The following is a 24,710-nucleotide window of genomic DNA, read 5'->3' on the forward strand; positions in this document are numbered from 1 at the left end:
CCGCCGGTCCCGCCCGTTCCGAGCAGGCTCCACAGATCTGACGGAGTATCAGAAAAGGCCTTCCCTCGTCCCGAGGTCTGCGGCATCCTGCGCCCATGCAGACGGAGCTGAGCAAGGAACTGGGAGTCGAGCACGCCATCTTCGGCTTCACGCCGTTTCCCGCCGTCGCCGCGGCCATCAGCCGCGCGGGCGGGTTCGGCGTGCTCGGCGCGGTCCGCTACACCGCTCCCACCGACCTGGAGCGCGACCTCAACTGGATCGAGGCCAACGTCGGCGGCGTGCCCTACGGCCTGGACGTCGTCATGCCCGCGCAGAAGGTCGAGGGCGTCAGCGAGGCCGACGTCGAGGCGATGATCCCCGAGGGGCACCGCCAGTTCGTCAGGGACACCCTCGCCAAGTACGGCGTCCCCGAACTCGACGAGGGCGAGGCGTCCGGCTGGCGCATCACCGGCTGGATGGAACAGGTCGCCCGCGGCCAGCTCGACGTCGCCTTCGGCTACCCGATCAAACTGCTGGCCAACGCGCTGGGTTCACCGCCCGCCGACGTCGTCCGGCGCGCCCACGAGAAGGGCGTGCTCGTCGCCGCGCTCGCTGGCAGCGCCCGGCACGCGCGCAAGCACGCCGAGGCGGGCATCGACATCGTCGTCGCCCAGGGCTACGAGGCCGGTGGGCACACGGGAGAGATCGCCTCGATGGTGCTCACGCCCGAAGTCGTCGACGCCGTGGGCCCGTTGCCCGTCCTCGCGGCGGGCGGCATCGGCAGCGGACAGCAGGTGGCCGCCGCGCTGAGCCTCGGCGCCCAGGGCGTGTGGCTCGGCTCGGTCTGGCTGACCGTGACCGAGGCCGACATGCACTCCCCGGCCGTCACCCGCAAACTGCTCGCGGCCGGCTCCGGCGACACCGTCCGCTCGCGCGCCCTGACCGGCAAGCCCGCGCGCCAGCTGCGCACCGAGTGGACCGACGCCTGGGACGACCCGGCCGGACCGGGCACGCTCCCCATGCCGCTCCAGGGACTCCTCGTCGCCGACGCCGTCTCCCGCATCCAGAAGTACGAGGTCGAGCCACTGCTCGGCACCCCGGTCGGACAGATCGTCGGCCGGATGACCAGCGAACGCTCCGTCCAGGAGGTCTTCGACGACCTGACCCGGGGCTTCGAGCGCGCCGTCGACCGCATCAACCGCATCGCGGGCAGGGGGGAACAGGCATGACCACCTCACCCAACGGCTTCTGGGCCCAGGCCGCCGCCGACCCCGAACGCGTCGCCCTGGTCACCCCCTCCGGCGAGGAATGGACCGCCGGACGGCTGCACGCGGCGGCCAACGCGCTCGTCCACGGGCTGCGCGCCGCCGGCCTGGAACGCGGCGACTCCTTCGCCGTCGTCCTGCCCAACGGCGTCGAGTTCCTCGTCGCGTACCTCGCCGCCTCGCAGGCCGGTCTCTACCTCGTCCCCGTCAACCACCACCTCGTCGGGCCCGAGATCGCCTGGATCGTCTCCGACTCGGGGGCCAAGGTCCTCATCGCCCACGAACGGTTCGCCGACGCCGCACGGCACGCCGCCGACGAGGCGAAGCTCCCCGCAGAGCGGCGGTACTCCGTCGGAGAGATCGAGGGCTTCCGGCCGTACGCCGAACTCCTCGACGGACAGCCCGGATCCGCGCCCGCCGACCGCACCCTCGGCTGGGTCATGAACTACACCTCGGGCACCACCGGCCGCCCCCGCGGCATCCGGCGCCCGCTGCCCGGCAAGCTCCCCGAGGAGTCGTACCTCGGCGGTTTCCTCGCCATCTTCGGCATCAGGCCCTACGACGACAACGTCCACCTCGTCTGCTCGCCGCTCTACCACACCGCCGTCCTCCAGTTCGCGGGCGCGTCCCTGCACATCGGCCACCGGCTCGTCCTGATGGACAAGTGGACGCCCGAGGACATGCTGCGGGTCATCGACGCGCACCGCTGCACCCACACCCACATGGTGCCGACCCAGTTCCACCGGCTGCTCGCCCTCCCCGAGGACGTGAAGAGCCGCTACGACGTCACCTCCATGCGGCACGCCATCCACGGCGCCGCCCCCTGCCCCGACCATGTGAAGCGGGCCATGATCGCGTGGTGGGGCGAGTGCGTCGAGGAGTACTACGCGGCCAGCGAGGGCGGCGGTGCCTTCGCCACCGCCGAGGACTGGCTGAAGAAGCCCGGCACCGTCGGCAAGGCCTGGCCGATCAGCGAACTGGCCGTCTTCGACGACGACGGCAACCGGCTGCCCCCCGGTGAACTCGGCACCGTCTACATGAAGATGAGCACCGGCGGATTCTCCTACCACAAGGACGAGACCAAGACCCGCAAGAACCGCATCGGCGACTTCTTCACCGTCGGCGACCTCGGCCTGCTCGACGAGGACGGCTATCTCTTCCTCCGCGACCGCAAGATCGACATGATCATCTCCGGCGGGGTCAACATCTACCCGGCCGAGATCGAGGCGGCGCTGCTCTCCCACCCGGCCGTCGCCGACGCGGCCGCCTTCGGCATCCCGCACGACGACTGGGGCGAGGAGGTCAAGGCCGTGGTCGAGGCCGCGCCGGGACACGAGGCCGGACCGGCGCTCGCCGCGGACATCCTCGCCCACTGCGAGCGGCGACTCGCCCGCTACAAGCGGCCCCGGAGCGTCGACTTCATCGCGGCCATGCCCCGCGACCCCAACGGCAAGCTGTACAAGCGCCGGCTCCGCGATCCCTACTGGGAGGGCCGCACCCGGGTGATGTGACACCGGGGCACCCGCCGCGGCGCCCCGCGCTCACTTGACCTCGCCCCGGCGTGGATCGAGGATCACCTGCATGAAGCCTGGACACGGCAGTACGGTCGACGGGGTGCTGCGCCGCAGTGCCCGGCGCACACCGGCGCGGCGCGCCGTCGACTACCGAGAGCGCTCCTGGACGTACGCCGAACTCGACGAGGCCGTCTCCCGCGCGGCGACCGTCCTCCTCGACGAGGGACTGTCCCCCGGGGACCGCGTGGGCGCCTACGGCCACAACTCGGACGCCTATCTGATCGGCTTCCTCGCCTGCGCCCGCGCCGGACTGGTCCACGTGCCGGTCAATCAGAACCTGACCGGCGACGACCTCGCCTACATCGTCGGCCAGTCCGGATGCTCCCTGGTCCTGACCGACCCCGACCTCGCGGACCGGCTCCCCGAGGGCGTACGGACGCTGCCGCTGCGCGACGCCGACGGCTCGTTCCTGCTGCGGCTGGAGACGGCACGCCCGTACGACGGTGAGGAGCCGCGCGCCGAGACGCTCGTGCAGCTCCTCTACACCTCGGGCACCACCGCGCTGCCCAAGGGCGCGATGATGACGCACCGCGCCCTGGTGCACGAGTACCTGAGCGCGATCACCGCCCTCGACCTGAGCGCCGGGGACCTGCCGGTGCACTCGCTGCCGCTCTACCACTCGGCGCAGATGCACGTGTTCCTGCTGCCCTACCTCGCGGTCGGCGCCTCGAACACGATCCTCGACGCGCCGGACGGCGGACAGATCTTCGACCTGATCGAGGCGGGCCGCGCGGACAGCCTCTTCGCCCCGCCGACCGTGTGGATCGGTCTGTCGAACCGGCCCGACTTCGCCGAACGCGACCTGAGCGGGCTGCGCAAGGCGTACTACGGGGCCTCGATCATGCCCGTCCCGGTCCTGGAACGGCTGCGCGAGCGGCTGCCGAAGCTGGCCTTCTACAACTGCTTCGGCCAGAGCGAGATCGGCCCCCTCGCCACCGTCCTCGGACCCGACGAGCACAAGGGCCGGATGGACTCGTGCGGCACCCCGGTCCTGTTCGTGGACGCGCGGGTCGTCGACGAGGACGGCAAGGACGTGCCGGACGGGACACCGGGCGAAGTCGTCTACCGCTCACCGCAGTTGTGCGAGGGCTACTGGGACAAGCCCGAGGAGACGGCCGCGGCGTTCCGCGACGGCTGGTTCCACTCGGGGGACCTCGCCGTGCGCGACGCCCACGGCTACTTCACGGTGGTGGACCGGGTGAAGGACGTCATCAACTCCGGTGGTGTCCTGGTCGCCTCACGGCAGGTCGAGGACGCGCTGTACACGCACGAGGCGGTCGCCGAGGTCGCCGTGGTCGCGCTGCCCGACGAGCGCTGGATCGAGGCCGTCACCGCGGTCGTCGTCCCCCGGGGCGAGGTCGCCGAGGACGAACTGATCGCCCACGCGCGCGAGAAGCTCGCCCACTTCAAGGCGCCCAAGCGGGTCCTGTTCGTGGACGAGCTGCCGCGCAACGCCAGCGGAAAGATCCTCAAGCGAGAGCTCAGGGACCGGTTCGGCCGGGCCCAGGACGGCTCCTAGGGGGCTTGGCGGACAGGGCCGCGGGGGTGTCAGGAGCCCCCGCGGCCCTGCCGGCCGTTCAGGCGCGCCGGCCTCCGGCGGACTGCCGGGCCCGTCCGGCGCGCGGGTATTCGGCGGCGCCGGCGCCTCGGGCGCGCACGGCTTCCGGCGGTCCGCCGGGCGCCTCAGGCGCGCGGACGCAGGTCCACGATCCGCTTCAGCTTGCCCACCGACCGTTCCAGGGACTCCGGTTCGACGATCTCGACCGTCACCGAGACGCCGATCCCGTCCTTGACGCCCGCGGTGATCGCGCGTGCCGCCGCCTCGCGCGCCTCGGGAGTCGCCCCGGACCGGGCCTCGGCCCGCACGGTGAGCGCGTCGAGGCGGCCCTCGCGGGTCAGCCGCAGCTGGAAGTGCGGGGCGACTCCCGGTGTCCGCAGCACGATCTCCTCGATCTGCGTCGGGAACAGATTGACCCCGCGCAGGATCACCATGTCGTCGCTGCGCCCGGTGATCTTCTCCATCCGGCGGAAGACCCGCGCACTGCCGGGCAGCAGCCGGGTCAGGTCCCGCGTCCGGTAACGGATCACGGGCATGGCCTCCTTGGTCAGCGAGGTGAAGACCAGTTCGCCCTCCTCGCCGTCCGGGAGCACCTCGCCGGTGAAGGGGTCGACGACCTCGGGGTAGAAGTGGTCCTCCCAGATGTGCAGACCGTCCTTGGTCTCCACGCACTCCTGGGCGACACCGGGGCCGATGACCTCCGAGAGCCCGTAGATGTCGACCGCGTCGATGGCGAACCGCTCCTCGATCTCGCGGCGCATCTCCTCGGTCCACGGCTCGGCCCCGAACACGCCGACCCGCAAGGAGGTGCCGCGCGGGTCGACGCCCTGGCGCTCGAACTCGTCGAGCAGGGTCAGCATGTACGAGGGGGTCACCATGATGATCTCGGGCTTCAGGTCCTGGATCAGCTGGACCTGACGGGCCGTCATGCCGCCGGACGCGGGGATCACCGTACAGCCGAGGCGTTCGGCCCCGTAGTGGGCGCCGAGTCCTCCCGTGAACAGCCCGTAGCCGTAGGCGATATGGACCTTGTCGCCGGGACGGCCGCCCGCCGCGCGGATCGAACGGGCCACCATGTCGGCCCACATGGACAGGTCGTTCTCCGTGTAGCCGACGACCGTGGGCCGCCCGGTCGTCCCGCTCGACGCGTGCAGGCGCCGGATCCGGTCCTGCGGCACGGCGAACATCCCGTACGGATAGTTCTCGCGCAGGTCCGCCTTCACCGTGAACGGGAACAGGGCCAGGTCGGCGAGCGAGCGGCAGTCCTCGGGGCGCAGCCCGGCCTTGTCGAAGGACTCCCGGTAGAAGGGGACGTTCTCGTAGGCGTGCCGCAGTGACGCGCGCAACCGCTCCAGCTGGAGCGCCCGCAGCTCCTCCGGGTCCAGCCGCTCGCCCGCGTCGAGCAGGCCCTTCGAGTCCGTCGAGCCCGCCATCGCGCCCTCTCCCTCGCCAACCGTGCCATATCGGACGACCGATCATTCGGTCGTTCCTTTCCGGACAGTAATTCAGGTGTGCGCCGTCAGTGCAAGGGGTCGGCGGAGCCTTTTTGCGGGGAGCGGGAGGTGGGGCCGGTCAGCGCACCAGGGCGGGGCGCTTGGCGTCGAACTCCCAGCCCGGCACGAGGTGACGCATGGCGACCGCGTCGTCACGGGCACCCAGTGCCTCCTTCAGGTACAGCTCGTGCGCCGCCAGCAGCCGGTCCATGTCGAGCCGGATACCCAGTCCTGGTGCGTCCGGCACCGCGATCTCGCCGTCGACGATCCGCGGCGGGTCCACCGTGAGCCGCTCCAGGCCCTCCTGCCAGATCCAGTGGGTGTCGAGGGCGTTGTAGGGGCCCGGCGCCGCGGCGCCGCAGTGGGTGACCATGGCGAGCGAGATGTCGAAGTGGTTGTTCGAGTGACAGCCCCAGGTCAGGCCCATCGCGTTGCACAGCTGGGCGACCCGCACCGAGCCCCGCATGGTCCAGAAGTGCGGGTCGGCGAGTGGGATCGACACCGATTGCAGGGCCAGGGCGTGGGTGAGCTGCCGCCAGTCCGTGGCGATCATGTTGGTCGCCGTCGGCAGTCCCGTCGCCCGGCGGAACTCGGCCAGGATCTCCCGCCCCGAGTAGCAGTCCTCGGCGCCGCAGGGGTCCTCGGCGTAGGCGAGCGTGCCGACGAGGGGCCCGCACAGCTCGATCGCCTCGCGGAGCGACCAGGCGCCGTTGGGGTCGAGCGTGACGCGCGCCCCGGGGAAGCGGTCCTTGAGCGCGCTCACGGCCCTGACCTCCTCGGCGCCCTCCAGGACCCCGCCCTTGAGCTTGAAGTCCTTGAACCCGTAGAGCGCGTGCGCGGCCTCGGCCTGCCGGACGATCGCCTCGGGCGTGAGCGCCTCCTCGTGCCGCAGTCGGTACCAGTCCACGTCCGAGCCGCTCTCGCGGACGTACGGCAGATCCGTGCGGTCCGGGTCGCCGACGAAGAAGAGATAGCCGAGCACCCGCACCCGGTCGCGCTGCTGTCCGTCCCCGAGGAGGGCCGCGACCGGTACCCCGAGGTGCTGGCCGAGCAGGTCGAGCAGGGCGGACTCGACGGCGGTGACGGCGTGGACGGTCGTCCGCAGGTCGAAGGTCTGGGCGCCGCGGCCCCCCGCGTCCCGGTCGCCGAACCGCTCCCCGATCTCGCGCAGAACGCGCTGGTAGTCGCCCACCGCGGTCCCGAGCACCAGGGGCCCGGCGTCGCGGAGCGTCCGGGTGATCTTCTCGCCTCCCGGCACCTCGCCGAGCCCGGTCCGCCCCTCGGAGTCCTTGAGGACCACGATGTTGCGGGTGAAGTACGGACCGTGGGCGCCCGACAGGTTCAGCTCCATGCAGTCCCGTCCGGCGACGGGGTAGACGGAGAACTCGGTGATCGTCGGCTGCTGACGCTGCATCACAATCCTTGGGTACGGGGGAGGGGCGAGAGGCGATGGGCGACGGGCCGGCGTTCCGGGGCGGCGGTGCCGGGGCGGAGCCGGTCCGCCCCGGGGCCGGGCGGGCCCGCGGGCTTCAGGCGGGCCGGCGCACGGCGCCGACGAGGGCCAGCCCGGTGTCGAGGATCCGCTCCAGGGCGGCCAGGTCGGCGGGTCCGGGGTCGGTGAGCGGGGCCCGGACCGGGCCGACCGGAAGCCCTCGCAGCCGGGCCGCGGCCTTGACCAGGGACACGGCGTAGCCGGGGACCCGGTCGCGCAGCTCGACGAGCGGGACGTAGAAGTCGCGCAGCAGCTTGTTCACGGTCGCCTCGTCGCCGCTGCGCAGGGCGGTGAAGAACGCGCCGGCGATCTCGGGGGCGAAGGCGTGCACGGCCGACGAGTACGCCGGGACGCCGACGGTGGCGTACGCGCGGGCCTGGATCTCGGCGGTGGCGGCCCCGTTGAAGAACAGGAAGCCGTCGGGCGCGGCGAGGGTGAGGCGCTGGAGCCGGTCGAGGTCGCTGTGGCCGTCCTTGAGCCCGACGACACCCGGGATCGCGGCGACGGCCCGCAGTCCCTCGGGGGTGAAGGCGACCGGGCCGCGCTGGTAGGCGATGAGCGGCAGCCGGGTACCGGCGGCGATCCGGCGCAGCTGCTCGACCAGGCCGGACTCGGGGGCCTCGACGAGATAGTGGGGCAGCACGAGGAGGGCGTCCGCGCCCGCCTCCTCCGCGATCCGCGCGAACCGCAGGGCCTGCGCCCAGCCGTAGCCGGTGCCCGCGACCACCGGCATGCGCCCGTCCGCGACCTCGACCGTCGCGGTGACCACGGCCCGGTACTCGTCCTCGTCCAGCGCGCTGAACTCGCCGGTCCCGCAGGCGGGGAACACCGCGCCGGGGGCCGTGGCCAGCCGGCCGTCCAGGTACGACCGGTAGGCCTCCGGGTCGAGGCGGCCGTCCTGCGTGAAGCTCGTGAGCGGGAAGGACAGGACCCCGCTCGCCATGCCGTCCCGCAGTCGCTGGACCACGCCGCCCGGATCCGAGCTGAACCCTGCCATGAGTCTCATCCCTGTATGCAGAAGCTGTTTATGTATGCGAACTCAGGTTAGATTCGTGAACCCGCGAGGTCAATGGGCGACGCGCCGTCGATCCGGGGCCGGGCGGGGGTGGGGCGGGTGCCTGGCGAGCGGGTGCCGCGGGTGTCCGGATAGCACGACGGGCCCGCGGCCGGGGAGGCCGCGGGCCCGTCGTGTCCGTTCGTGCGCCCGCCGCTCGGGGCGGGATCCTTGCGGTACTCCGTCCGCGACCGGGTCGACGCGGGTGGCGCCTACCGGTCCGCCCCCGCCGCCACCTCCCGCGCCCACCGGTAGTCGGCCTTGCCGCTCGGCGACCGCTGGATGGATTCGGCGATCACCAGCTGGCGCGGGACCTTGTATCCGGCCAGCCGGGAACGGCAGTGGGTCTGGATGTCGTCGAGGGACGGCCGCGGCGCGCCCTCGCGGAGCTGGACGACGGCCGCCACGTGGTTGCCCCACCTCGGGTCGGGCACTCCGGCGACCAGGGCGTCGTACACGTCCGGATGGGACTTCAGGGCCTGTTCGACCTCCTCCGGATAGACCTTCTCGCCGCCGGTGTTGATGCACTGCGAGCCGCGGCCGAGCACCACGACGACGCCGTCCTCGTCGACCGTGGCCATGTCGCCGAGGAGCACCCAGCGCTCGTCGCCCTTGCGGAAGAAGGTCTCGGCGGTCTTCTCCGGGTCGTTGTAGTAGCCCAGCGGCACATGGCCGCGCTGCGCCACCCGGCCCGGCTCGCCCACCGCGACCGGTTCGTACGTCACCGGATCCACCACCTGCGTACGGGCGTTGACGCGGATCCTGAAGCCGCGTTCGGGGCCGGAGTCGGCCGTCGCGGTCCCGTTGAAGCCGGACTCCGAGGAGCCGAAGTTGTTGAGCAGCATCACGTTCGGGACGAGCTCCTGGAACTGCTCGCGCACCGTGTCCGACATGATCGCGCCGGACGAGGACACACTGAACAGGGCCGAGCAGTCCGTGCCCTTGAGCGGGCCGGACAGGGCGTCGATCAGGGGACGCAGCATCGCGTCGCCGACCAGCGACACACTGGTCACCCTCTCCTTCTCGATCGTCCGCAGCACCTCCTCCGGCACGAACTTGCGGTGGAGCGCCACGCGTTGGCCGAAATTGAAGGCGATGAAGGCGGTGAGCGTCGACGTGCCGTGCATCAGTGGGGGAGTGGGGAAGAAGGTGATCCCCGCGCCTCCCGCGGCGACGCGCTCCGCGAGCTCCTGCGGCTCGGTGACCGGATCGCCGGTCGGGGCGCCGCCGCCGAGACCGGCGAAGAAGAGGTCCTCCTGCCGCCACATGACGCCCTTGGGCATCCCGGTCGTGCCGCCGGTGTAGATGATGAACTGGTCGTCCGCGCTGCGCGGAGCGAACCCGCGCAGGGGCGAACCGGCGGCCTCGGCCTCGCCGAAGTCCACGGCGTCCACCGGGTCCGCCCCCGGTGCGCCGGCGCCCACCCGCACGAGGTGCCGCAGCCGCGGCGCGCGGGGCCGCGCCGAAGCCACCCGCTCGCCGAACTCCGAGTCGAAGACCAGTGCCACCAGGTCGGCGTCCTGATAGAGGTAGGCCAACTCGTCTTCCACGTAACGGTAGTTGACGTTGACGGGCACGATCCGCGCCTTCAGGCAGGCCAGCACGGTCTGGAGGTACTCGACCCCGTTGTACAGATGGAGCCCGAGGTGCTCGCCGGGCCGGATCCCGCTGTCGATCAGATGGTGCGCGACCCGGTTCGCGGCCGCGTCCAGCTCCGCGTACGTCAGCCGGCGCTCCGCGCCCGTACCCGGGTGGTCGATGTACACGAGGGCCTCGCGGTCCGGGACCACGTCGACGACCGACTCGAACAGGTCGGCAAGGTTGTACTCCACCGTTCCTCCTGACCGTGCTCGTCCGTGGCCGCGTGTCCCCGGAGCGTGCCCGCCCCGGACCCGACGGTCATCAGAGCAAAGCCCGCCCCAAGTGTGAAGGGCCCCGGCAGAAGAAATCTGACTGTCTGTCAGAAAACCCTTGTACTGGCTCGACGCCTCCTGCAACCTGTTCTCGCATCCGAGACGGGAGGACGCCCATGGGTGGGACCGAACACCTCACCGTGCAACGCGAAGGCGCCACACTGGTGCTCACGCTCAACAGGCCCGAAGCCAGGAACGCGCTCTCGCTGCCGATGCTGGTCGGTCTGTACGACGGCTGGGTCGAGGCCGACGAGGACGACACGGTCCGCTCGATCGTGCTCACCGGCGCCGGCGGCGCGTTCTGCGCCGGGATGGACCTCAAGGCGCTGGCGGGCCGGGGCATGGAGGGCGAGCAGTACCGGGACCGGCTCAAGGCCGACCCCGATCTGCACTGGAAGGCCATGCTGCGCCACCACCGCCCGCGCAAGCCGGTGATCGCCGCCGTCGAGGGGTACTGCGTCGCGGGCGGCACCGAGATCCTCCAGGGCACCGACATCCGGGTCGCGGGGGCCTCCGCGACCTTCGGGCTCTTCGAGGTCAGGCGCGGGCTCTTCCCGATCGGCGGCTCGACGGTGCGGCTCCAGCGCCAGATCCCGCGCACCCACGCCCTCGAAATGCTGCTCACGGGACGCCCGTACACCGCCCAGGAGGCCGCCGCCATCGGGCTGATCGGGCATGTGGTGCCCGACGGCACGGCGCTCGACCGGGCCCTCGCGGTCGCGGAGCAGATCAACGCCTGCGGTCCGCTCGCCGTCGAGGCGGTCAAGGCGTCCGTGTACGAGACCGCCGAACTCACCGAGACCGACGGGCTCGCCGCCGAACTGCGGCGCGGCTGGCCGGTGTTCGACACCGCCGACGCCAAGGAGGGCTCCCGGGCCTTCGCCGAGAAGCGCCCGCCCGTCTACCGGCGCGCCTGACCGCAAGCCCGGTCCCGGACGCGCTCTGTCCGCCCCGCGGACACGGCACGTCCGGCCGTTGGAAGGAGAGATCCGGGATGCCCGAAGTCCTCAAAGCCCCCCTCGTCGTCGAGTTCCCCTTCACCCGCTCGCTCGGACCCGTGCAGAGCGCTTTCCTCACGGGCCTGCGCGAACGGGTCGTCCTCGGCGTACGGACCGCCGACGGACGCACCCTCGTCCCGCCCGTCGAGTACGACCCGGTCACCGCCGAGGAACTGTCCGACCTCGTCGAGGTCGCCCCCACCGGCACCGTCACCACCTGGGCCTGGAACCACGAACCCCGCCGCGGCCAGCCCCTCGCCACCCCCTTCGCCTGGGTGCTGGTCAGGCTCGACGGCGCCGACACCGGCCTGCTGCACGCCCTCGACGCACCCGGACCCGACGCCGTCCGCACCGGCATGCGCGTCCGCGTCCGCTGGGCCGCCGAGCGCTCCGGCGCCATCACCGACATCGCCTGCTTCGAGCCGTACGACGGCCCCGCCGCCGAACCCGCGGGCCACGACGGCCGGTTCGAGGACGCGGTGACCGGGATCGTCGCCCCCGCACGGCTCGACTACGTCTACTCGCCCGGCCGCGCCCAGGCCGCCTACATCGCGGGCCTCGCCGAACGCCGGACCGTCGGCGAACGCTGCCCCTCCTGCCACAAGGTCTACGTCCCGCCCAAGGGCGCCTGCCCCACCTGCGGGGTGGCCACCTCGGAACAGGTCGAGGTCGGCCCCCGCGGCACCGTCACCACGTACTGCATCGTCAACATCAAGGCCAAGAACCTCGACATCGAAGTCCCGTACGTCTACGCGCACATCGCCCTCGACGGCGCCGGGCTCGCGCTGCACGGACGGATCGGAGGCATCCCCTACGACGAGGTCCGCATGGGCCTGCGCGTGGAGCCCGTGTGGACCGAGGGCGGCCGCCATCCCGACCACTACCGGCCCACCGGAGAACCGGACGCGGACTACGAGACGTACAAGGAGATGCTGTAGATGGAGCCCATCAGGGACATCGCCGTCGTCGCCTTCGCGCAGAGCGACCACCGGCGCACCTCCGACGAGCTCTCCGAGGTGGAGATGCTCCTCCCCGTCCTGCACGAGGTCCTCGGCAGGACCGGACTGCGGGCCGGTGACATCGGCTTCACCTGCTCCGGCTCCAGCGACTACCTCGCCGGCCGTGCCTTCTCCTTCACCATGGCCCTCGACGGCGTCGGCGCCTGGCCCCCGATCTCCGAGTCGCACGTCGAGATGGACGGCGCCTGGGCGCTCTACGAGGCCTGGACCAAACTGCTGACCGGCGACGCGGACACCGCGCTCGTCTACTCCTACGGCAAGTCCTCGCCCGGCTCCGTCCGTGACGTCCTGACCCGGCAGCTCGACCCGTACTACCTGGCCCCGCTGTGGCCCGACTCGGTCGCCCTCGCGGCCCTCCAGGCGCAGGCGCTCATCGACGCGGGCGAGACCGACGAGCGGGAACTCGCCGCCGTCGCCACCCGCAGCCGCGCCTCCGCCACCGCCAACTCCCACGCCCAGCTCCGCGGTTCGGTGCCCCAGGGCGACTACCTCGTACGACCGCTGCGCACCGGCGACTGCCCGCCCGTCGGCGACGGCGCCGCCGCCGTGATCCTCGCCGCCGGGGACCGGGCCCGCGACCTGTGCGAACGCCCCGCCTGGATCCGGGGCATCGACCACCGCATCGAGGCCCACTCCCTCGGCGTGCGCGACCTGACCGACTCGCCGTCCGCCCGGCTGGCCGCCGAACGCGCCGGCGCCTTCGAACGACCGGTCGACACCGCCGAGTTGCACGCGCCCTTCAGCTCCCAGGAAGTCGTCCTGCGCAAAGCGCTGCGGCTCGACGACAGCGTGCGCGTCAACCCCTCGGGAGGCGCCCTCGCCGCCAACCCGATCATGGCGGCGGGACTCGTCCGCATCGGCGAGGCCGCCGCGCGCATCCACCGCGGGGAGTCCGACCGGGCGCTCGCCCACGCCACCTCCGGCCCCTGCCTCCAGCAGAACCTGGTCGCCGTACTCGAAGGGGACACCCGATGAGCAAGGAGCCCGTGGCCGTCGTAGGCATCGGCCAGACCAAGCACGTGGCGGCACGCAGGGACGTGTCCATCGCCGGACTCGTCCGCGAGGCGGCCCGGCGCGCCCTGGCGGACGCCGAGTTGACCTGGGCCGACATCGACGCCGTCGTCATCGGCAAGGCGCCCGACTTCTTCGAGGGCGTCATGATGCCCGAGCTCTACCTGGCCGACGCCCTCGGCGCGGCCGGAAAACCGATGCTCCGGGTGCACACGGCGGGCTCCGTCGGCGGATCCACCGCCCTCGTCGCCGCCAACCTCGTCGCCGGCCGCGTCCACGGCACGGTCCTCACCCTCGCCTACGAAAAACAGTCCGAATCCAACGCCATGTGGGGCCTGTCGCTGCCCATCCCGTTCCAGCAGCCGCTGCTCGCCGGCGCCGGCGGATTCTTCGCCCCGCACGTCCGCGCCTACATGCGGCGCACCGGCGCGCCCGACACCGTCGGCTCCCTCGTCGCCTACAAGGACCGCCGCAACGCCCTGAAGAACCCCTACGCCCACCTCCACGAGCACGACATCACCCTGGAGAAGGTCCAGGCCTCGCCCATGCTCTGGGACCCGATCCGCTACTCCGAGACCTGCCCCTCCTCCGACGGCGCCTGCGCGATGATCCTCACCGACCGCCCGGGAGCCGCCCGTTCACCGCGCCCGCCCGCCTGGATGCACGGCGGCGCGATGCGCAGCGAACCGACCCTCTTCGCCGGCAAGGACTTCGTCTCCCCGCAGGCCGGCAAGGACTGCGCGGCCGACGTCTACCGCCAGGCCGGGATCGCCGACCCCCGCCGCGACATCGACGCCGTCGAGATGTACGTCCCGTTCTCCTGGTACGAGCCCATGTGGCTGGAGAACCTCGGCTTCGCCGACGAGGGCGAGGGCTGGAAGCTCACCGAGTCGGGCGTGACCGAACTGGAGGGCGACCTGCCCGTCAACATGTCGGGCGGGGTCCTCTCCACCAATCCGATCGGCGCCTCCGGCATGATCCGCTTCGCCGAAGCGGCCCTCCAGGTACGCGGCCAGGCCGGAGAACACCAGGTCGACGGGGCCCGCAGGGTCCTCGGCCACGCCTACGGGGGCGGGTCCCAGTTCTTCTCGATGTGGCTCGTCGGCGCCACACCGCCCACCTCCTGAAACCGTCCCCCTCACGTGGCCTGTGCGCGGCACGGACCGATCGCTAGGCTGGCCGCGGACGACGAACCGGGAGGAGCACGGACGTGGCCGAGAGCACCATCGAGCAGCACCCGCTCGCGGGCTGGGACAAGCCGGAGCTGGACCTCAGCAACGCCGACTGGCAGTCCAGCAGCCGGGGACGCGGAGATGTCGAGATCGCCTTTGTCGAGGGCTTCATCGCGATGCGCAACAGCGGCCGCCCCCAGAGCGCTTCCCTCATCTTCACGCCCGCGGAGTGGGGAGCCTTCGTATCGGGGGCCCGCGAAGGGGAGTTCGACCTGACCTGAACCGACGACCGCCGGGTCCGCCCCGCCCCCCAGCCTCTGGCGGGGCGGCGGCCCGGGTACCCGCGCCCGGAAGGCCGCCCGCCGCCCGGCCCTCCCGCGGCCCGCCGCCGCGCAGGAGGTTCCCACCAGGAGCGCGCGAACGGGCTGCCCCGTGGCTGATCGGGGCGTACGCTGAGGTGCCTGAAGGTCACGGTGCGCATCCGCCTCCCCGCGCGGACGCGCGATCGTGGCAGGGGGTGATCATGGGGCAACGCAGCCTTCGCAGCCGTCGGACGCTCTTCGAGCGCGAGAGTGAACTCTCCGCCGCCGACGAGGCGTTGAGCGACCTGGTCGGCCTGCGCCGGGAACCCGGCGAGCCGCCGGGACGCCCCCGCGGCGCGCTCCTCGCCTTCGCCGGACGCGCCGGCATCGGCAAGACCACCCTCCTCGGCGAGGTCCGCCGCCGCTCCGCCGCCAAGGGCTGCACCGTACTGAGCGCCCGCGGCGGCGAACAGGAGCAACGCGTCGCCTTCCACGTCGCCCGCCAGCTCCTGCAACCGCAGCTCGCCGGCTACTCCGAGGCCGAACTCCGCTCCTCCCTGGGCAGTTGGTACGCCATCGTCGGCCCCGCGCTCGGCCTGTGCGCGCCCTCCGAAGGCGCCCCGCCCGACCAGCAGGGCCTGCGCGCCGGACTCGACTGGGTGCTCACCCACCTCGCCGTGCAGCGCGCCCCCATGGTGCTCCTCCTGGACGACGCCCACTGGGCCGACGCCGAATCCCTCAGCTGGCTCGCCGCGTTCGCGCCCCGCGCCGAACAGCTCCCGCTGCTGCTCGTCGTCGCCTACCGCCCCGACGAACTGCCCGAGCACGCCGAGGCGTTCAGAGGACTTCCCGGCCGCGCCGGACAGCGCCCCATCGGCCTCGAACCGCTCAGCGCCGCCGCCGTCGCCCGGCTCGTCAGGGAGGACCTCGGCACCCAGGCCGACGACGCCTTCTGCCGCGAGTGCTGGGCGGTCACCGCCGGCAACCCCTTCGAGGCCGTCGAACTGACCGCCAAGGTCCTCGACCGCGGCCTCACCCCGACCGAGGACGGAGCACACCTCCTGCGCGACCTCGCCGCCGCCGTCAAGGGCAGCGGTATCGTCGCCCGCCTCGAACGCCTCGGCACCGCGACCGTCCGCTTCGCCTGGGCGTGCGCCGTGCTCGGCACCGAGATCCGCCCCGCCCTGGCCGCCGCCGTCGCCGGCCTCGGCTCCGAGGAAGCCGCCGACGCGGCCGACGCCCTGCGCACCGCCCGCATCCTGACCGGCGCCGACCCCCTCGAATTCGTCCACCCCCTGATCGCCACCGCCGTCTACCGCGACATCCCCGGCGGCGTCCGCGTCGCCCTGCACGGCCAGGCCGCCTGGTGCGTGATCGACGAAGGCCTCGGCCCGGCCGCCGCCGCCCGCCACCTCATGGAGACCCACCCGGACGGCGACACCTGGATCGTCCAGCAGCTGCGCGCCGCCGCCCGCGAGACCCAGCGCGCCGGAGCCCCCGACGCCGCCCGCAGCTACCTCGCCCGTGCCCTGCGCGAACCGCCGCCCTTCCAGGACCGCGCCGCCGTCCTGTACGAACTGGGCTGCGCGTCCCTGCTCACCGAGCCGACGAACACCGTCAACCACCTGCGCGCCGCCCTGGAAGAACCGATCACCGACCCCGAGCTGCGCCACAACATCGTCTACCGCCTGTCCCAGGTGCTCGCGCACAGCGACCGCCTCGCCGAGGCCTCCGAGACCCTCGCCCGCGAGATCCCGGTCACCGGCGACGCCCGGGTACGGCTGCGCATGCAGTCCGAGCAGTTCATGTGGGACGCCTTCCGCGCCGACGAACCCGACTCGCCCGCCCGCTCCCGCCGCCTCGCCCGCCTCGCCGACCGGCTCACCGGACACGACCTCACCGAGCGCTACGTCATCGGACTGCGCGCCTGGGACGCCACCCTGCGCGGTGAACCCGCCGCCGTCGCCCTCCACCACGCCGAGCGCGCCCTGGCCGGCGGCCTCGGCTGGGCCGAGGCCGACCGCGGCTTCGAGGTCCCCGTCCTCGTCGCCATGACCTTCATGTACGCCGACCGGCCGGGCCGCACCGAGGAACTGTTCGCCACCGGGATCGCCGACTTCGAATCCCAGGGCTGGCACGGCGCCCACCTCTCCTTCGGCTACACGATCCTCGGATACGTGCGCTTCCGCCGCGGCCGCCTCGCCGAGGCCGAGGACTTCGTCCGCGCGGGCCTCAGGCTCGCCGAACGCGTCGGACCCGGCACCCCCGTCCACTGGTACGCGGTCGGCACCCTCATCCAGGTCCTGCTCGCCCGCGGCCAGGTCGAGGAGGCCGCGCGCACCGGCGAGGCCTACGCCTTCCACGCGCCCTTCTCCGCGGCCGTCACCTTCCCCGACGCCCAGACCGTCTACGGCGAACTCCTGCTCGCCCGCGGACTCACCGAGGAGGCCGCCGCCGAGCTCGCGTCCGCCGGCCGCCGCCTCGACCGGCGCGGCATGCGCAACCCCGCCTGGTGCCCCTGGCAGCTCCACCTCGCCCGCGCCCAGAGCCACGACGCCCCCGAACGCGCGATCGCCACCGCACACGACGCGGTCGCCCGCGCCCGCCAGTACGGCGCCCCCTCCACCATCGGCCAGGCCCTGCGCGTCGCCGCCGAGGTCTCGCCAGCACCGGACCGCGTCCCGCTCCTCGAGGAGTCCGTCGGCCATCTGGAACGCTCCCCGGCCGCCTACGAACTGGCCTGCTCCCTGGTCGCCCTGGGCACCGAACTGCGCCGCTCCGGACGCCCCAGGGAAGCCGCCGAACACCTGTACCGCGGGCTGGACGCGGCGGTCCAGTGCGGTGCCGACGGACTGATCGAGGAGGCCCGCGAGGGGCTGGCCTCGGCCGGACTGCGGCCGCGCCGCCTGCACAGCACCGAGACGGACACGCTCACGGCCCGTGAGCGCACCGCCGCGGCGCTCACCGTCCGGGACCGGACCCCGGCCCAGATCGCCCAGGAACTGCACATCGACGAGCACACCGTCGCCCGGCTCCTGTCGGCGGTCTACCGCAAGGTCGGCACCGACCGCAGAGGGCTCGAAGCGGCCCTGGGGGACCAGGCCATCTCCTGACACCCGCGGGCCCGCCCGCACCGCGCCCGGGAGGCCCGCGCACCCGGCGCCGGCGGGCCCCGCTGCGCCCCGCTCCCGTGGGGCCCGCTACGCGCCCGTGCACGTACCATTGCGGCATGTCCTTCCTCCGCCGCCGCAGCGCCACGCCCGCCGGGCCCGACTTCGATGTTCTGGCCATGGACCCGGGCGACTGGCCCGGCAATCTCGGCGCGGGCCTGCTGCCCGCCCCCGACGGCAGCTGCCAGGGCGTCTTCCTGCGCTACGACCTGTTCGGCGGCCGCGGCCCCGCGATGATCATCGGCAATCTGCCCGAGGGTTCCCAGGCCCGGGACGTCGCCGAGGACGAGGTCCCATTCGAGGTGGCGCAGCTGCTCATCGCGCTGGAGAACCACGAGGAGGTGACCGTCACCGGCACCGAGGACATGCCGGTGATGCAGGGCGACAACCTCCTGATCGTGCGCAGGCTCAAGCTCTCCGAGACGCGCATCTCCTGCGTCCAGTTCGACCGCAGCGACAACGTCCTGGTGACCATCGCCGCCTGGGACCGTCCGATCACGGACGACCTCTACGCACTGCTGAAGCCCCTCCCGGCGGAGCTCTTCCAGCAGGGCTGAGCCTCGACTCCCCACCCGGCGTCACAGTTTGAGCGTGAACCAGGTGGTCTTGCCCGCGTCGGTGGGACGTACGCCCCAGTTGTCGGCCAGGGCGCGGACCAGGATCAGTCCGCGTCCCGACTCCTCGTCCTCGGCCGCCGTCCTGGGCTGCGGCAGATGCGGGCTGCGGTCGCTGATCTCCACGGTCAGATCGGTCGCGGTACGGCACAGATGCAGGCTGATCGGCCCCTGGGCGTGCTGCACGGCGTTGGTGAGGACCTCCGACAGCAGCAGCCGGGCGTCGTCGGCGGAGCGTACGCAGTCCCAGGCGGTCAGCGCCTTGCTCAGGAAGGCGCGGCCCTCGGGCACCGACTCCGGCACCGCCGGCAGATCGGTGTTGACGGTCGCCAGCGGCCCGTCGGGGAGCCGGATGAGCAGCAGTGTGACGTCGTCGTTGTGGCCGTCGCAGTCCGGCAGCAGGGTGGACAGCACATGGTCGGAGGCCTGCTCCAGATCGGGCGCGACGGTGAACAGGTCCCCGAGGGTCGAGGTGAGCTCGCCGAGCTGGTCCTCGATGTCACTGCCGGGAGTCTCGATGAGACCGTCGGTGTACAGGACGAGCGTCGCCCCCGGCGGGATCACCGAACTCGCCTGCTCGTAGAGGATGCCGCCGACACCGAGGGGCGCGTTCACCGGCGCGGGCAGTGGACGCGCGCCCGCTCCCGGCGTGGCCACCAGGGTCGGCAGATGCCCGGCCGAGCAGACCGTCACCTCGCCCGCGTCCGCGGAGATGACCAGATAGCAGCAGGTCACGAGCTGGTCGGGCACGTCCAGATCCCCGACCACCGCCTCCAGGGCCTGCATCAACTGCCGTGGCTGCATACCGGTCTTGGCGAGCGCGTGCGCCGCCGACCGCAGCTGCCCCATCACGGCGGCCGCGTCCAGACCCCGGCCCATCACGTCGCCGATCAGCACCCCGACCCGGCCGGCCCCCAGCGGGATCAGATCGAACCAGTCGCCGCCGACGCCCGCTCCCTGCGTGGCGGGCCGGTAGCGGCTCGCGGTGGTCAGACCCGGGATGGCGGGCGGGGTGCCCATGAGGCTGCGCTGCAGCGTGAGCGCGATGTGCCGCTGCTGCTCGTACAGGAACGTGAGCTCGGCCTCGGCCCGCTTGCGGTCACTGATGTCCCGGACGATCGCGCACGCGCCGACCACCGTGCCGTCCGGATCACGCGTCGGCCACAGCGTGATGTCCACGTCCAGCAGCGCGCCGGAGCGGGTCAGCCGCAGCGTCTCGAAATGCTCCACCTTCTCACCGCTGCGCAGCCGGTCGAGGAGCGCGTCGATCTCGCCGCGCCGTTCCGTGGTCGCGAGCAGGGACACGTGCCTGCCCATCACCTCGCTCCGCGAGTAGCCGTACAGCCGCTGCGCCGCCGCGTTCCAGTAAGTGATGTGACCGTCCAGGGTCTTGGCGAGGATCGCGTCCTGCGAGGACTCGACGAGTCCGGCCAGTTCGTTGATCCGGGCCTCGGCGCGCCGGCGCTCGCTCACGTCGCGGACGGCGGCGGAGACCAGGAGCCCGTCGCTCGTCTCCAGCGGGCTGAGGCTGATCTCGACGGGGAACTCGGTGCCGTCCTTGCGCAGTCCGTGCAGTTCGAGTCCGGCGCCCATCGGACGGACCTGGCGGTTGTCGGAGTAGCCCCTGCGGTGAAGGTGGTGGTGGGTCCGGAAGCGGCCGGGCACGAGGAGTTCCACGGGGTGACCGAGGAGTTCCTCGCGCCGGTAGCCGAAGAGGGCCTCGGTCTGGGCGTTGACGAGTCTGATGGTGCCGGTGTCGTCCACGATGACCATGGCGTCGGGCGCGGCCTCCAGCAGGCCACGAAACCTTTCCTCTGCGGCCTTGCGGTCGCTCACGTCGCGGACGGCCGCGGAGACGAGGAGCCCGTCGGTGGTCTCCAGCGGGCTGAGGCTGATCTCGACGGGGAACTCGGTGCCGTCCTTGCGCAGCCCGTGCAGTTCGAGTTCCGCGCCCATCGGACGGACCTGGCGGTTGTCGGCGTAACCGGCGCGGTGGAAGGTGTGGTGGGCCCGGAAGCGGCCCGGGACGAGGATCTCCACCGGGCGGCCCAGCAACTCCTCACGGGTGTACCCGAAGAGGGCCTCGGTCTGGGCGTTGACGAGTCTGATGGTGCCCGTGTCGTCCACGATGACCATGGCGTCGGGCGCGGCCTCCAGCAGACCACGAAACCTTTCCTCGGCCCCCGCCGGGGCATCGTTGCGCGGTTCGCCGCCGCACTCGCATCGCCGGGGGGCCGCCGCACCGGCCGACCGCGTTGAAGTCTCGTTGACGAAGTTGCCCATGCCTGCCCCAGGGTGTGCCGTGTTCCATGAACGGCCCATCAGAGCGTACGGAGAGCAGGCGCGCGGTTACATGTCGTTAACTGGCCCGACCGCGGCCGAACCTGTCCTCCACGGCACTTTCCCTGGCCGGTTGCCGGTGTCATTGTCTTCGGCCGTCCGGACGCCGGGCCCGCCTCGCACGGGCCCGGCGCCGAACCGCCCCGCGGACTACGGAACCAGGTCCACGTCCGCGGCCCGCACGAACTCCACCCGGTGCCCGAACTGGATCTCGTAGTACATGTCCGTACCGATCACGACCCGGTGCGACGTCGTGTCGAACGTCGGCGAGTAGAAGTACTCTCCGGGCACCTTGTCACCGGCCGCGTAGCGCTGGCCCGCGAGGATCTTGTACGGCAGGGGCGAGACGGCCTGGACGGGTACGCCCGCCGGGTACGCCTCCTTCTCCGGGTACGCCCTGCCGTACACCGGGATCTCCGCCAGCCCCTCCTTGGGCGTCACGGCCGGCCCCGACGCCGGCACCGCGGTCGGCTGCTTGCGCGGGTTCTTGAACCAGGCCTTCTGGCCCAGGTACCAGATCGCCGTCCAGTCGCCGTCCCGGCCGGCGAGCGCGTAGCGCTGTCCGGTGGAGACGCGGGAGGCGACGTCGTTGACGCCGGTCGTCGAGGGGTCGCCCTTGGGATACAGGCCGATGTCCTGGATCAGCGGTGAGCTCTCGTCCGGCCGGGAGTACAGGCGCACCTCGCTGGAGCCGTGTGCGGCGCAGGGCTCGCCCGCGGTGACGCAGCCCGTGTACAGCGGCTGGTTCTCGTCGTAGTCGGGCAGGACGGTCACCAGGTCCCCGCCCTTGCCGAGGGTGCGGTGGAAGGGGTGGCCGAGCAGGGTGAAGTAGTGCTGCCAGTCCCAGTACGGGCCCGGGTCGGTGTGCATGCCCGGGATGGTGGAGGTCGTCGGGCCGGGGACGTTGTCGTGCCCGAGGATGTGCTGGCGGTCCAGCGGGATGTCGTACTTCCGGGCGAGGTAGCGCACCAGCCGCGCGGAGGCGCGGTACATCTCCTCCGTGTACCAGGTGTCGGGCGCGGTGAGGAAGCCCTCGTGCTCCAGGCCGATCGACTTCGCGTTGATGTACCAGTTGCCCGCGTGCCAGGCCACGTCCTTGGCCTTCACATGCTGGGCGATGAGCCCGTCGGTCGAGCGCAGGGTGTAGTTCCACGACACATAGGTCGGGTCCTGGACGAGGTTCAGCACACCGTCCCAGGTGCCTTCCGTGTCATGGATGACGATGTACTTGATGCTCTGCGAGGCGGGCCGGTCGCCCAGGTCGTGGTTGCCGTAGTCCCCGTCGCCGAACTCCGCGTACGGGGCCGGGATCCACTCGCAGGACACGGTCCGCGGGCATTCCGTGCCGTCGGCGGAGACCGTCCGCAGTCCCGCCCGGCGCAGCTGCGCGGTGTCGGGTCGCAGGCCGGGCCGGGCGGCGAGCGTGACCTGCTGGCCCGCGTCGGTGGTACGCCGTTCGCCGGAGCGCATCACGTCGTACGCGTCGTCGGCGTAGGTCGCCGCGGTGGTGCTGTCGTCGGCGCCGGAGAAGCGCGCCACCGCTCCGTACCAGGCGGCGGGGTCCTCGCTCAGCGGCTCGCCGAGGTCGCGCTGCGCGGCGGCCAGCAGCGCGGCGCCGCCCTCGACGTTCGCCGCCGCGTCGGTGCGCAGCCGCTCCGCCGGCAGGCCGGTGAGACCGGCGGCCTTCGTCAGTGTCTTGAGCCGGGCCGGGAGCTGGGCGTTCGTGGGCACCGGGGTGTCGGGCAGGAGGGCGTGGCGCGAGCTGTCGCCGCGGGCGTCCTCCGTGCCGTCGCTGTGGTGCGGGCTCGCGGCGATCGCGGTGCGGGCGTCCGTCAGATGCATGGGGCCGTAGCCGCCGGTGACGCTCGGGGCACCGGCGTGGGTGTCCCAGCGGGACTGGAGGTAGGACACGGCGAGGAGCACGCTCTGCGGAACGTGGTACTGGGCGGAGGCGTCGGCGAACGCCCGCTGCAAGGTGCCGTCGGACGCCTCATCGGCCGCGCCCGACGGGGCCGCGCCCAGCAGCGGCAGCAGCAGCGCCGCCGAGGCGACGGCTCCCGCGGTTCTGCGCGCGCGTCTGCGCCTGGTGGTGCTGGTGCCCTTGGGATCGGTGGCGGACCGGTGCAAAGCAGCCTCCTGGGACGGTCGGGCGCGGTGGGGCGTGCGAGAGCCGAACGCGTCAGTGCTACCGGCTCTCCGACGATCCGTCAATCATGCGCAGGAGGAGGCGATTTCCCATGTCAACGCGGGGTGAAGGGGTTTCGTGGCGACGGCCTCCCGGCCTGCGGGGCGTCAGTGGAGTGGACCAATGCCCCGAATGGCGGGTCGTACGCGAGGGAGGTCCGCGATGCGCCGGTGCGCCGGCGGTACCGCGGACCTCCGTCCCCTTTCAGCGCGTGCCGACCGCCGCCCGTACCGCTCGCCGGGCCAGCTGGCAGTCGTCGTGCAGCCGGCGCAGCAGCAGCCGCTGTTCCTCACCGGAGGACGCGGCGGCCGGGTGGGCCGGGGCCCCCGCCGGAGCCGCGTCCTGCAGGGACCGCTGCACGGCCATCTCGTACGTCCGGATCTCACGGGTCAGGACGATCATCAGGTTCACCAGGAAGGCGTCCCGTGCCGCCGGGCCCGCCGACTGGGCGAGCTGGCTGATCTGGCGGCGCGCCACGGGGGCGTCGCCGAGGACCGCCCACAGCGTCGCCAGGTCGTAGCCCGGCAGGTACCAGCCCGCGTGCTCCCAGTCCACCAGCACTGGACCGGCCGGTGAGAGGAGGACGTTCGACAGGAGGGCGTCGCCGTGGCAGAACTGCCCCATGCCCTGGCGGCCGGAGGACGTCGCGATGCCGTGCACCAGCTTCTGGAGGTCGCCCATGTCCCGGTCGGTGAGCAGGCCCAGCTCGTGGAAGCGGGAGATCCGCTCCGCGTAGTCCAGCGGGGCGTTGAACGTCCCGGCCGGGGGCCGCCAGGCGTTGAGCCGGCAGATGGCGCCCAGCGCGGCGCGGATGTCCGTGCGGGGCGGGGCCTCCAGGGGGTGGCGCTGGAGCGCGGCCACACGGCCCGGCATGCGCTCGATGACCAGTGTGCAGTTGTCCGGGTCCGCCGCGATCAGCCGGGGCACCCGCACGGGCGGGCGGTGCCGGACGAACAGACGGTATGCAGCTATTTCGTGCCGGATCCGCTCGGCCCAGACGGGGGAGGGGTCCAGTAAACACTTGGCGACCGCCGTGCTGCGTCCCGTCGTGCCGACGAGGAGCACGGAGCGTCCGCTGCGGCGCAGTACCTGGACCGGGGTGAACTCCGGGCAGATCCGGTGCACCGACGCGATCGCCGTGCGCAGCTGGGCGCCCTGAGGGCCGGACAAGTCGAGTCTCCCGCTGAGCGGTTGGGTGCCGAGCCCCGGCACGCGCCGCGTCCGGCCGGCGCCCAGCACGGGGGCCGCCTGACGCGCGGGGTCGAGGTAAGGGCCGCTGCCCACCGGGCGGGGGTGCAACGACCGGGGCGGAGCGGACACGGAGGACGATGCTGTGTACATGGGCGAAACAGATCCCTTCGTGTGCCTGCGAGTTGCCGCGCTGCCCGCCCCGGCCGCCTGGTTCATCCTGGGGAATGTCCCTGGCAACCGGGTCGGGGTGGCGCGTTCCTACCTGACACCCGACGTCCACTGGCACACCATCTGGCGCACCCTGGCGAACCCTGGCGAATAGTCGCTCAGCAACTGACAGGCGGTTACTGTCGAAATCAGCCGAGAACCTGGGGGCTTGA

The 24,710-nt window shown here is 72.4% G+C and carries 18 protein-coding genes; 11 read left to right on the top strand and 7 right to left on the bottom strand.

What is annotated here, in order from left to right; genetic code table 11:
- Window positions 1-95 precede the first annotated feature (95 nt).
- The 3 genes from ACFWI4_RS05410 to ACFWI4_RS05420 all read left to right on the top strand — a co-directional run bounded on the left by ACFWI4_RS05410 (window position 96) and on the right by ACFWI4_RS05420 (window position 4,337).
- Complete coding sequence (locus ACFWI4_RS05410) at window positions 96-1,208, top strand: NAD(P)H-dependent flavin oxidoreductase (protein ID WP_387191244.1); 1,113 nt, start codon at window positions 96-98, stop codon at window positions 1,206-1,208.
- Complete coding sequence (locus tag ACFWI4_RS05415; RefSeq protein WP_387191246.1) at window positions 1,205-2,755, top strand: acyl-CoA synthetase; 1,551 nt, start codon at window positions 1,205-1,207, stop codon at window positions 2,753-2,755. Before ACFWI4_RS05410 ends, ACFWI4_RS05415 begins: the two co-directional genes overlap by 4 nt.
- Window positions 2,756-2,825: 70 nt before the next feature.
- Complete coding sequence (locus ACFWI4_RS05420) at window positions 2,826-4,337, top strand: acyl-CoA synthetase (protein WP_387191248.1); 1,512 nt, start codon at window positions 2,826-2,828, stop codon at window positions 4,335-4,337.
- A 164-nt stretch (window positions 4,338-4,501) separates the two neighbouring features.
- Here the strand turns inward: ACFWI4_RS05420 and paaK are convergent, their stop codons facing one another.
- From paaK to ACFWI4_RS05440, 4 genes are all read right to left on the bottom strand, one after another.
- Complete coding sequence (gene paaK, locus ACFWI4_RS05425; protein ID WP_385396485.1) at window positions 4,502-5,809, bottom strand: phenylacetate--CoA ligase PaaK; 1,308 nt, start codon at window positions 5,807-5,809, stop codon at window positions 4,502-4,504.
- 139 nt (window positions 5,810-5,948) lie between these two features.
- Window positions 5,949-7,283: an enolase C-terminal domain-like protein gene (locus ACFWI4_RS05430; RefSeq protein ID WP_387191250.1), complete on the bottom strand. Its 1,335-nt coding sequence runs from the start codon at window positions 7,281-7,283 to the stop codon at window positions 5,949-5,951.
- 115 nt (window positions 7,284-7,398) lie between these two features.
- Window positions 7,399-8,358 carry a 5-dehydro-4-deoxyglucarate dehydratase gene (locus ACFWI4_RS05435; protein WP_387191252.1) on the bottom strand — a complete coding sequence of 320 codons (960 nt, stop codon included), beginning with the start codon at window positions 8,356-8,358 and terminating at the stop codon, window positions 7,399-7,401.
- Window positions 8,359-8,627: 269 nt separating this feature from the next.
- A complete protein-coding gene (locus ACFWI4_RS05440) occupies window positions 8,628-10,247 on the bottom strand; it encodes an acyl-CoA synthetase (RefSeq protein WP_387191254.1) in 1,620 nt (539 codons plus the stop codon).
- 197 nt (window positions 10,248-10,444) lie between these two features.
- On the opposite strand from ACFWI4_RS05440, the gene ACFWI4_RS05445 reads away from it, so the two are divergent.
- The 7 genes from ACFWI4_RS05445 to ACFWI4_RS05475 all read left to right on the top strand — a co-directional run bounded on the left by ACFWI4_RS05445 (window position 10,445) and on the right by ACFWI4_RS05475 (window position 18,557).
- Window positions 10,445-11,245: a crotonase/enoyl-CoA hydratase family protein gene (locus ACFWI4_RS05445; RefSeq protein ID WP_387191256.1), complete on the top strand. Its 801-nt coding sequence runs from the start codon at window positions 10,445-10,447 to the stop codon at window positions 11,243-11,245.
- Between the two features lie 77 nt (window positions 11,246-11,322).
- Window positions 11,323-12,264 carry a Zn-ribbon domain-containing OB-fold protein gene (locus ACFWI4_RS05450; RefSeq protein WP_387191258.1) on the top strand — a complete coding sequence of 314 codons (942 nt, stop codon included), beginning with the start codon at window positions 11,323-11,325 and terminating at the stop codon, window positions 12,262-12,264.
- Window positions 12,265-13,320 carry a thiolase domain-containing protein gene (locus tag ACFWI4_RS05455; protein ID WP_387191260.1) on the top strand — a complete coding sequence of 352 codons (1,056 nt, stop codon included), beginning with the start codon at window positions 12,265-12,267 and terminating at the stop codon, window positions 13,318-13,320.
- Entirely contained in the window at window positions 13,317-14,483 is a 1,167-nt protein-coding gene (locus tag ACFWI4_RS05460) for a thiolase domain-containing protein (protein WP_387191262.1), read from the top strand. Before ACFWI4_RS05455 ends, ACFWI4_RS05460 begins: the two co-directional genes overlap by 4 nt.
- An 83-nt stretch (window positions 14,484-14,566) precedes the next feature.
- On the top strand, window positions 14,567-14,809 hold the full coding sequence (locus ACFWI4_RS05465) for a DUF397 domain-containing protein (protein ID WP_385396501.1): 243 nt from the start codon (window positions 14,567-14,569) through the stop codon (window positions 14,807-14,809).
- A gap of 242 nt (window positions 14,810-15,051) precedes the next feature.
- On the top strand, window positions 15,052-17,943 hold the full coding sequence (locus ACFWI4_RS05470) for an ATP-binding protein (protein ID WP_387191264.1): 2,892 nt from the start codon (window positions 15,052-15,054) through the stop codon (window positions 17,941-17,943).
- A gap of 116 nt (window positions 17,944-18,059) precedes the next feature.
- On the top strand, window positions 18,060-18,557 hold the full coding sequence (locus tag ACFWI4_RS05475; RefSeq protein ID WP_385396505.1) for a hypothetical protein: 498 nt from the start codon (window positions 18,060-18,062) through the stop codon (window positions 18,555-18,557).
- Between the two features lie 21 nt (window positions 18,558-18,578).
- Here ACFWI4_RS05475 and ACFWI4_RS05480 read toward each other — a convergent pair whose 3' ends face one another.
- The 3 genes from ACFWI4_RS05480 to ACFWI4_RS05490 all read right to left on the bottom strand — a co-directional run bounded on the left by ACFWI4_RS05480 (window position 18,579) and on the right by ACFWI4_RS05490 (window position 24,480).
- On the bottom strand, window positions 18,579-20,897 hold the full coding sequence (locus ACFWI4_RS05480) for a PAS domain S-box protein (protein WP_387191267.1): 2,319 nt from the start codon (window positions 20,895-20,897) through the stop codon (window positions 18,579-18,581).
- 207 nt (window positions 20,898-21,104) lie between these two features.
- A complete protein-coding gene (locus tag ACFWI4_RS05485) occupies window positions 21,105-23,081 on the bottom strand; it encodes an N-acetylmuramoyl-L-alanine amidase (RefSeq protein ID WP_387191269.1) in 1,977 nt (658 codons plus the stop codon).
- Window positions 23,082-23,343: 262 nt separating this feature from the next.
- Window positions 23,344-24,480 (bottom strand): aminoglycoside phosphotransferase family protein, encoded by a 1,137-nt coding sequence (locus ACFWI4_RS05490; RefSeq protein ID WP_387191271.1) that lies wholly within the window; start codon window positions 24,478-24,480, stop codon window positions 23,344-23,346.
- Between ACFWI4_RS05490 and ACFWI4_RS05495 the strand changes: the two genes are divergently transcribed.
- Window positions 24,479-24,652 carry a hypothetical protein gene (locus ACFWI4_RS05495; protein WP_326789599.1) on the top strand — a complete coding sequence of 58 codons (174 nt, stop codon included), beginning with the start codon at window positions 24,479-24,481 and terminating at the stop codon, window positions 24,650-24,652. The genes ACFWI4_RS05490 and ACFWI4_RS05495 overlap by 2 nt on opposite strands.
- Window positions 24,653-24,710 lie beyond the last annotated feature (58 nt).

The sequence above is a fragment of the Streptomyces sp. NPDC127038 genome (assembly GCF_042725875.1).
Lineage (GTDB): Bacteria > Actinomycetota > Actinomycetes > Streptomycetales > Streptomycetaceae > Streptomyces.

What these genes read in the sequence shown, in the direction of transcription:
- ACFWI4_RS05410 (WP_387191244.1), top strand. Translation starts at nt 96, where the DNA reads ATGCAGACGGAGCTGAGCAAGGAACTGGGAGTCGAGCACGCCATCTTC.
- ACFWI4_RS05415 (WP_387191246.1), top strand. Translation starts at nt 1,205, where the DNA reads ATGACCACCTCACCCAACGGCTTCTGGGCCCAGGCCGCCGCCGACCCC.
- ACFWI4_RS05420 (WP_387191248.1), top strand. Translation starts at nt 2,826, where the DNA reads ATGAAGCCTGGACACGGCAGTACGGTCGACGGGGTGCTGCGCCGCAGT.
- paaK (WP_385396485.1), bottom strand. Translation starts at nt 5,809, where the DNA reads ATGGCGGGCTCGACGGACTCGAAGGGCCTGCTCGACGCGGGCGAGCGG.
- ACFWI4_RS05430 (WP_387191250.1), bottom strand. Translation starts at nt 7,283, where the DNA reads ATGCAGCGTCAGCAGCCGACGATCACCGAGTTCTCCGTCTACCCCGTC.
- ACFWI4_RS05435 (WP_387191252.1), bottom strand. Translation starts at nt 8,358, where the DNA reads ATGGCAGGGTTCAGCTCGGATCCGGGCGGCGTGGTCCAGCGACTGCGG.
- ACFWI4_RS05445 (WP_387191256.1), top strand. Translation starts at nt 10,445, where the DNA reads ATGGGTGGGACCGAACACCTCACCGTGCAACGCGAAGGCGCCACACTG.
- ACFWI4_RS05450 (WP_387191258.1), top strand. Translation starts at nt 11,323, where the DNA reads ATGCCCGAAGTCCTCAAAGCCCCCCTCGTCGTCGAGTTCCCCTTCACC.
- ACFWI4_RS05455 (WP_387191260.1), top strand. Translation starts at nt 12,265, where the DNA reads ATGGAGCCCATCAGGGACATCGCCGTCGTCGCCTTCGCGCAGAGCGAC.
- ACFWI4_RS05460 (WP_387191262.1), top strand. Translation starts at nt 13,317, where the DNA reads ATGAGCAAGGAGCCCGTGGCCGTCGTAGGCATCGGCCAGACCAAGCAC.
- ACFWI4_RS05470 (WP_387191264.1), top strand. Translation starts at nt 15,052, where the DNA reads ATGGGGCAACGCAGCCTTCGCAGCCGTCGGACGCTCTTCGAGCGCGAG.
- ACFWI4_RS05475 (WP_385396505.1), top strand. Translation starts at nt 18,060, where the DNA reads ATGTCCTTCCTCCGCCGCCGCAGCGCCACGCCCGCCGGGCCCGACTTC.
- ACFWI4_RS05480 (WP_387191267.1), bottom strand. Translation starts at nt 20,897, where the DNA reads ATGGGCAACTTCGTCAACGAGACTTCAACGCGGTCGGCCGGTGCGGCG.
- ACFWI4_RS05495 (WP_326789599.1), top strand. Translation starts at nt 24,479, where the DNA reads ATGGGCGAAACAGATCCCTTCGTGTGCCTGCGAGTTGCCGCGCTGCCC.
- ACFWI4_RS05490 (WP_387191271.1), bottom strand. Translation starts at nt 24,480, where the DNA reads ATGTACACAGCATCGTCCTCCGTGTCCGCTCCGCCCCGGTCGTTGCAC.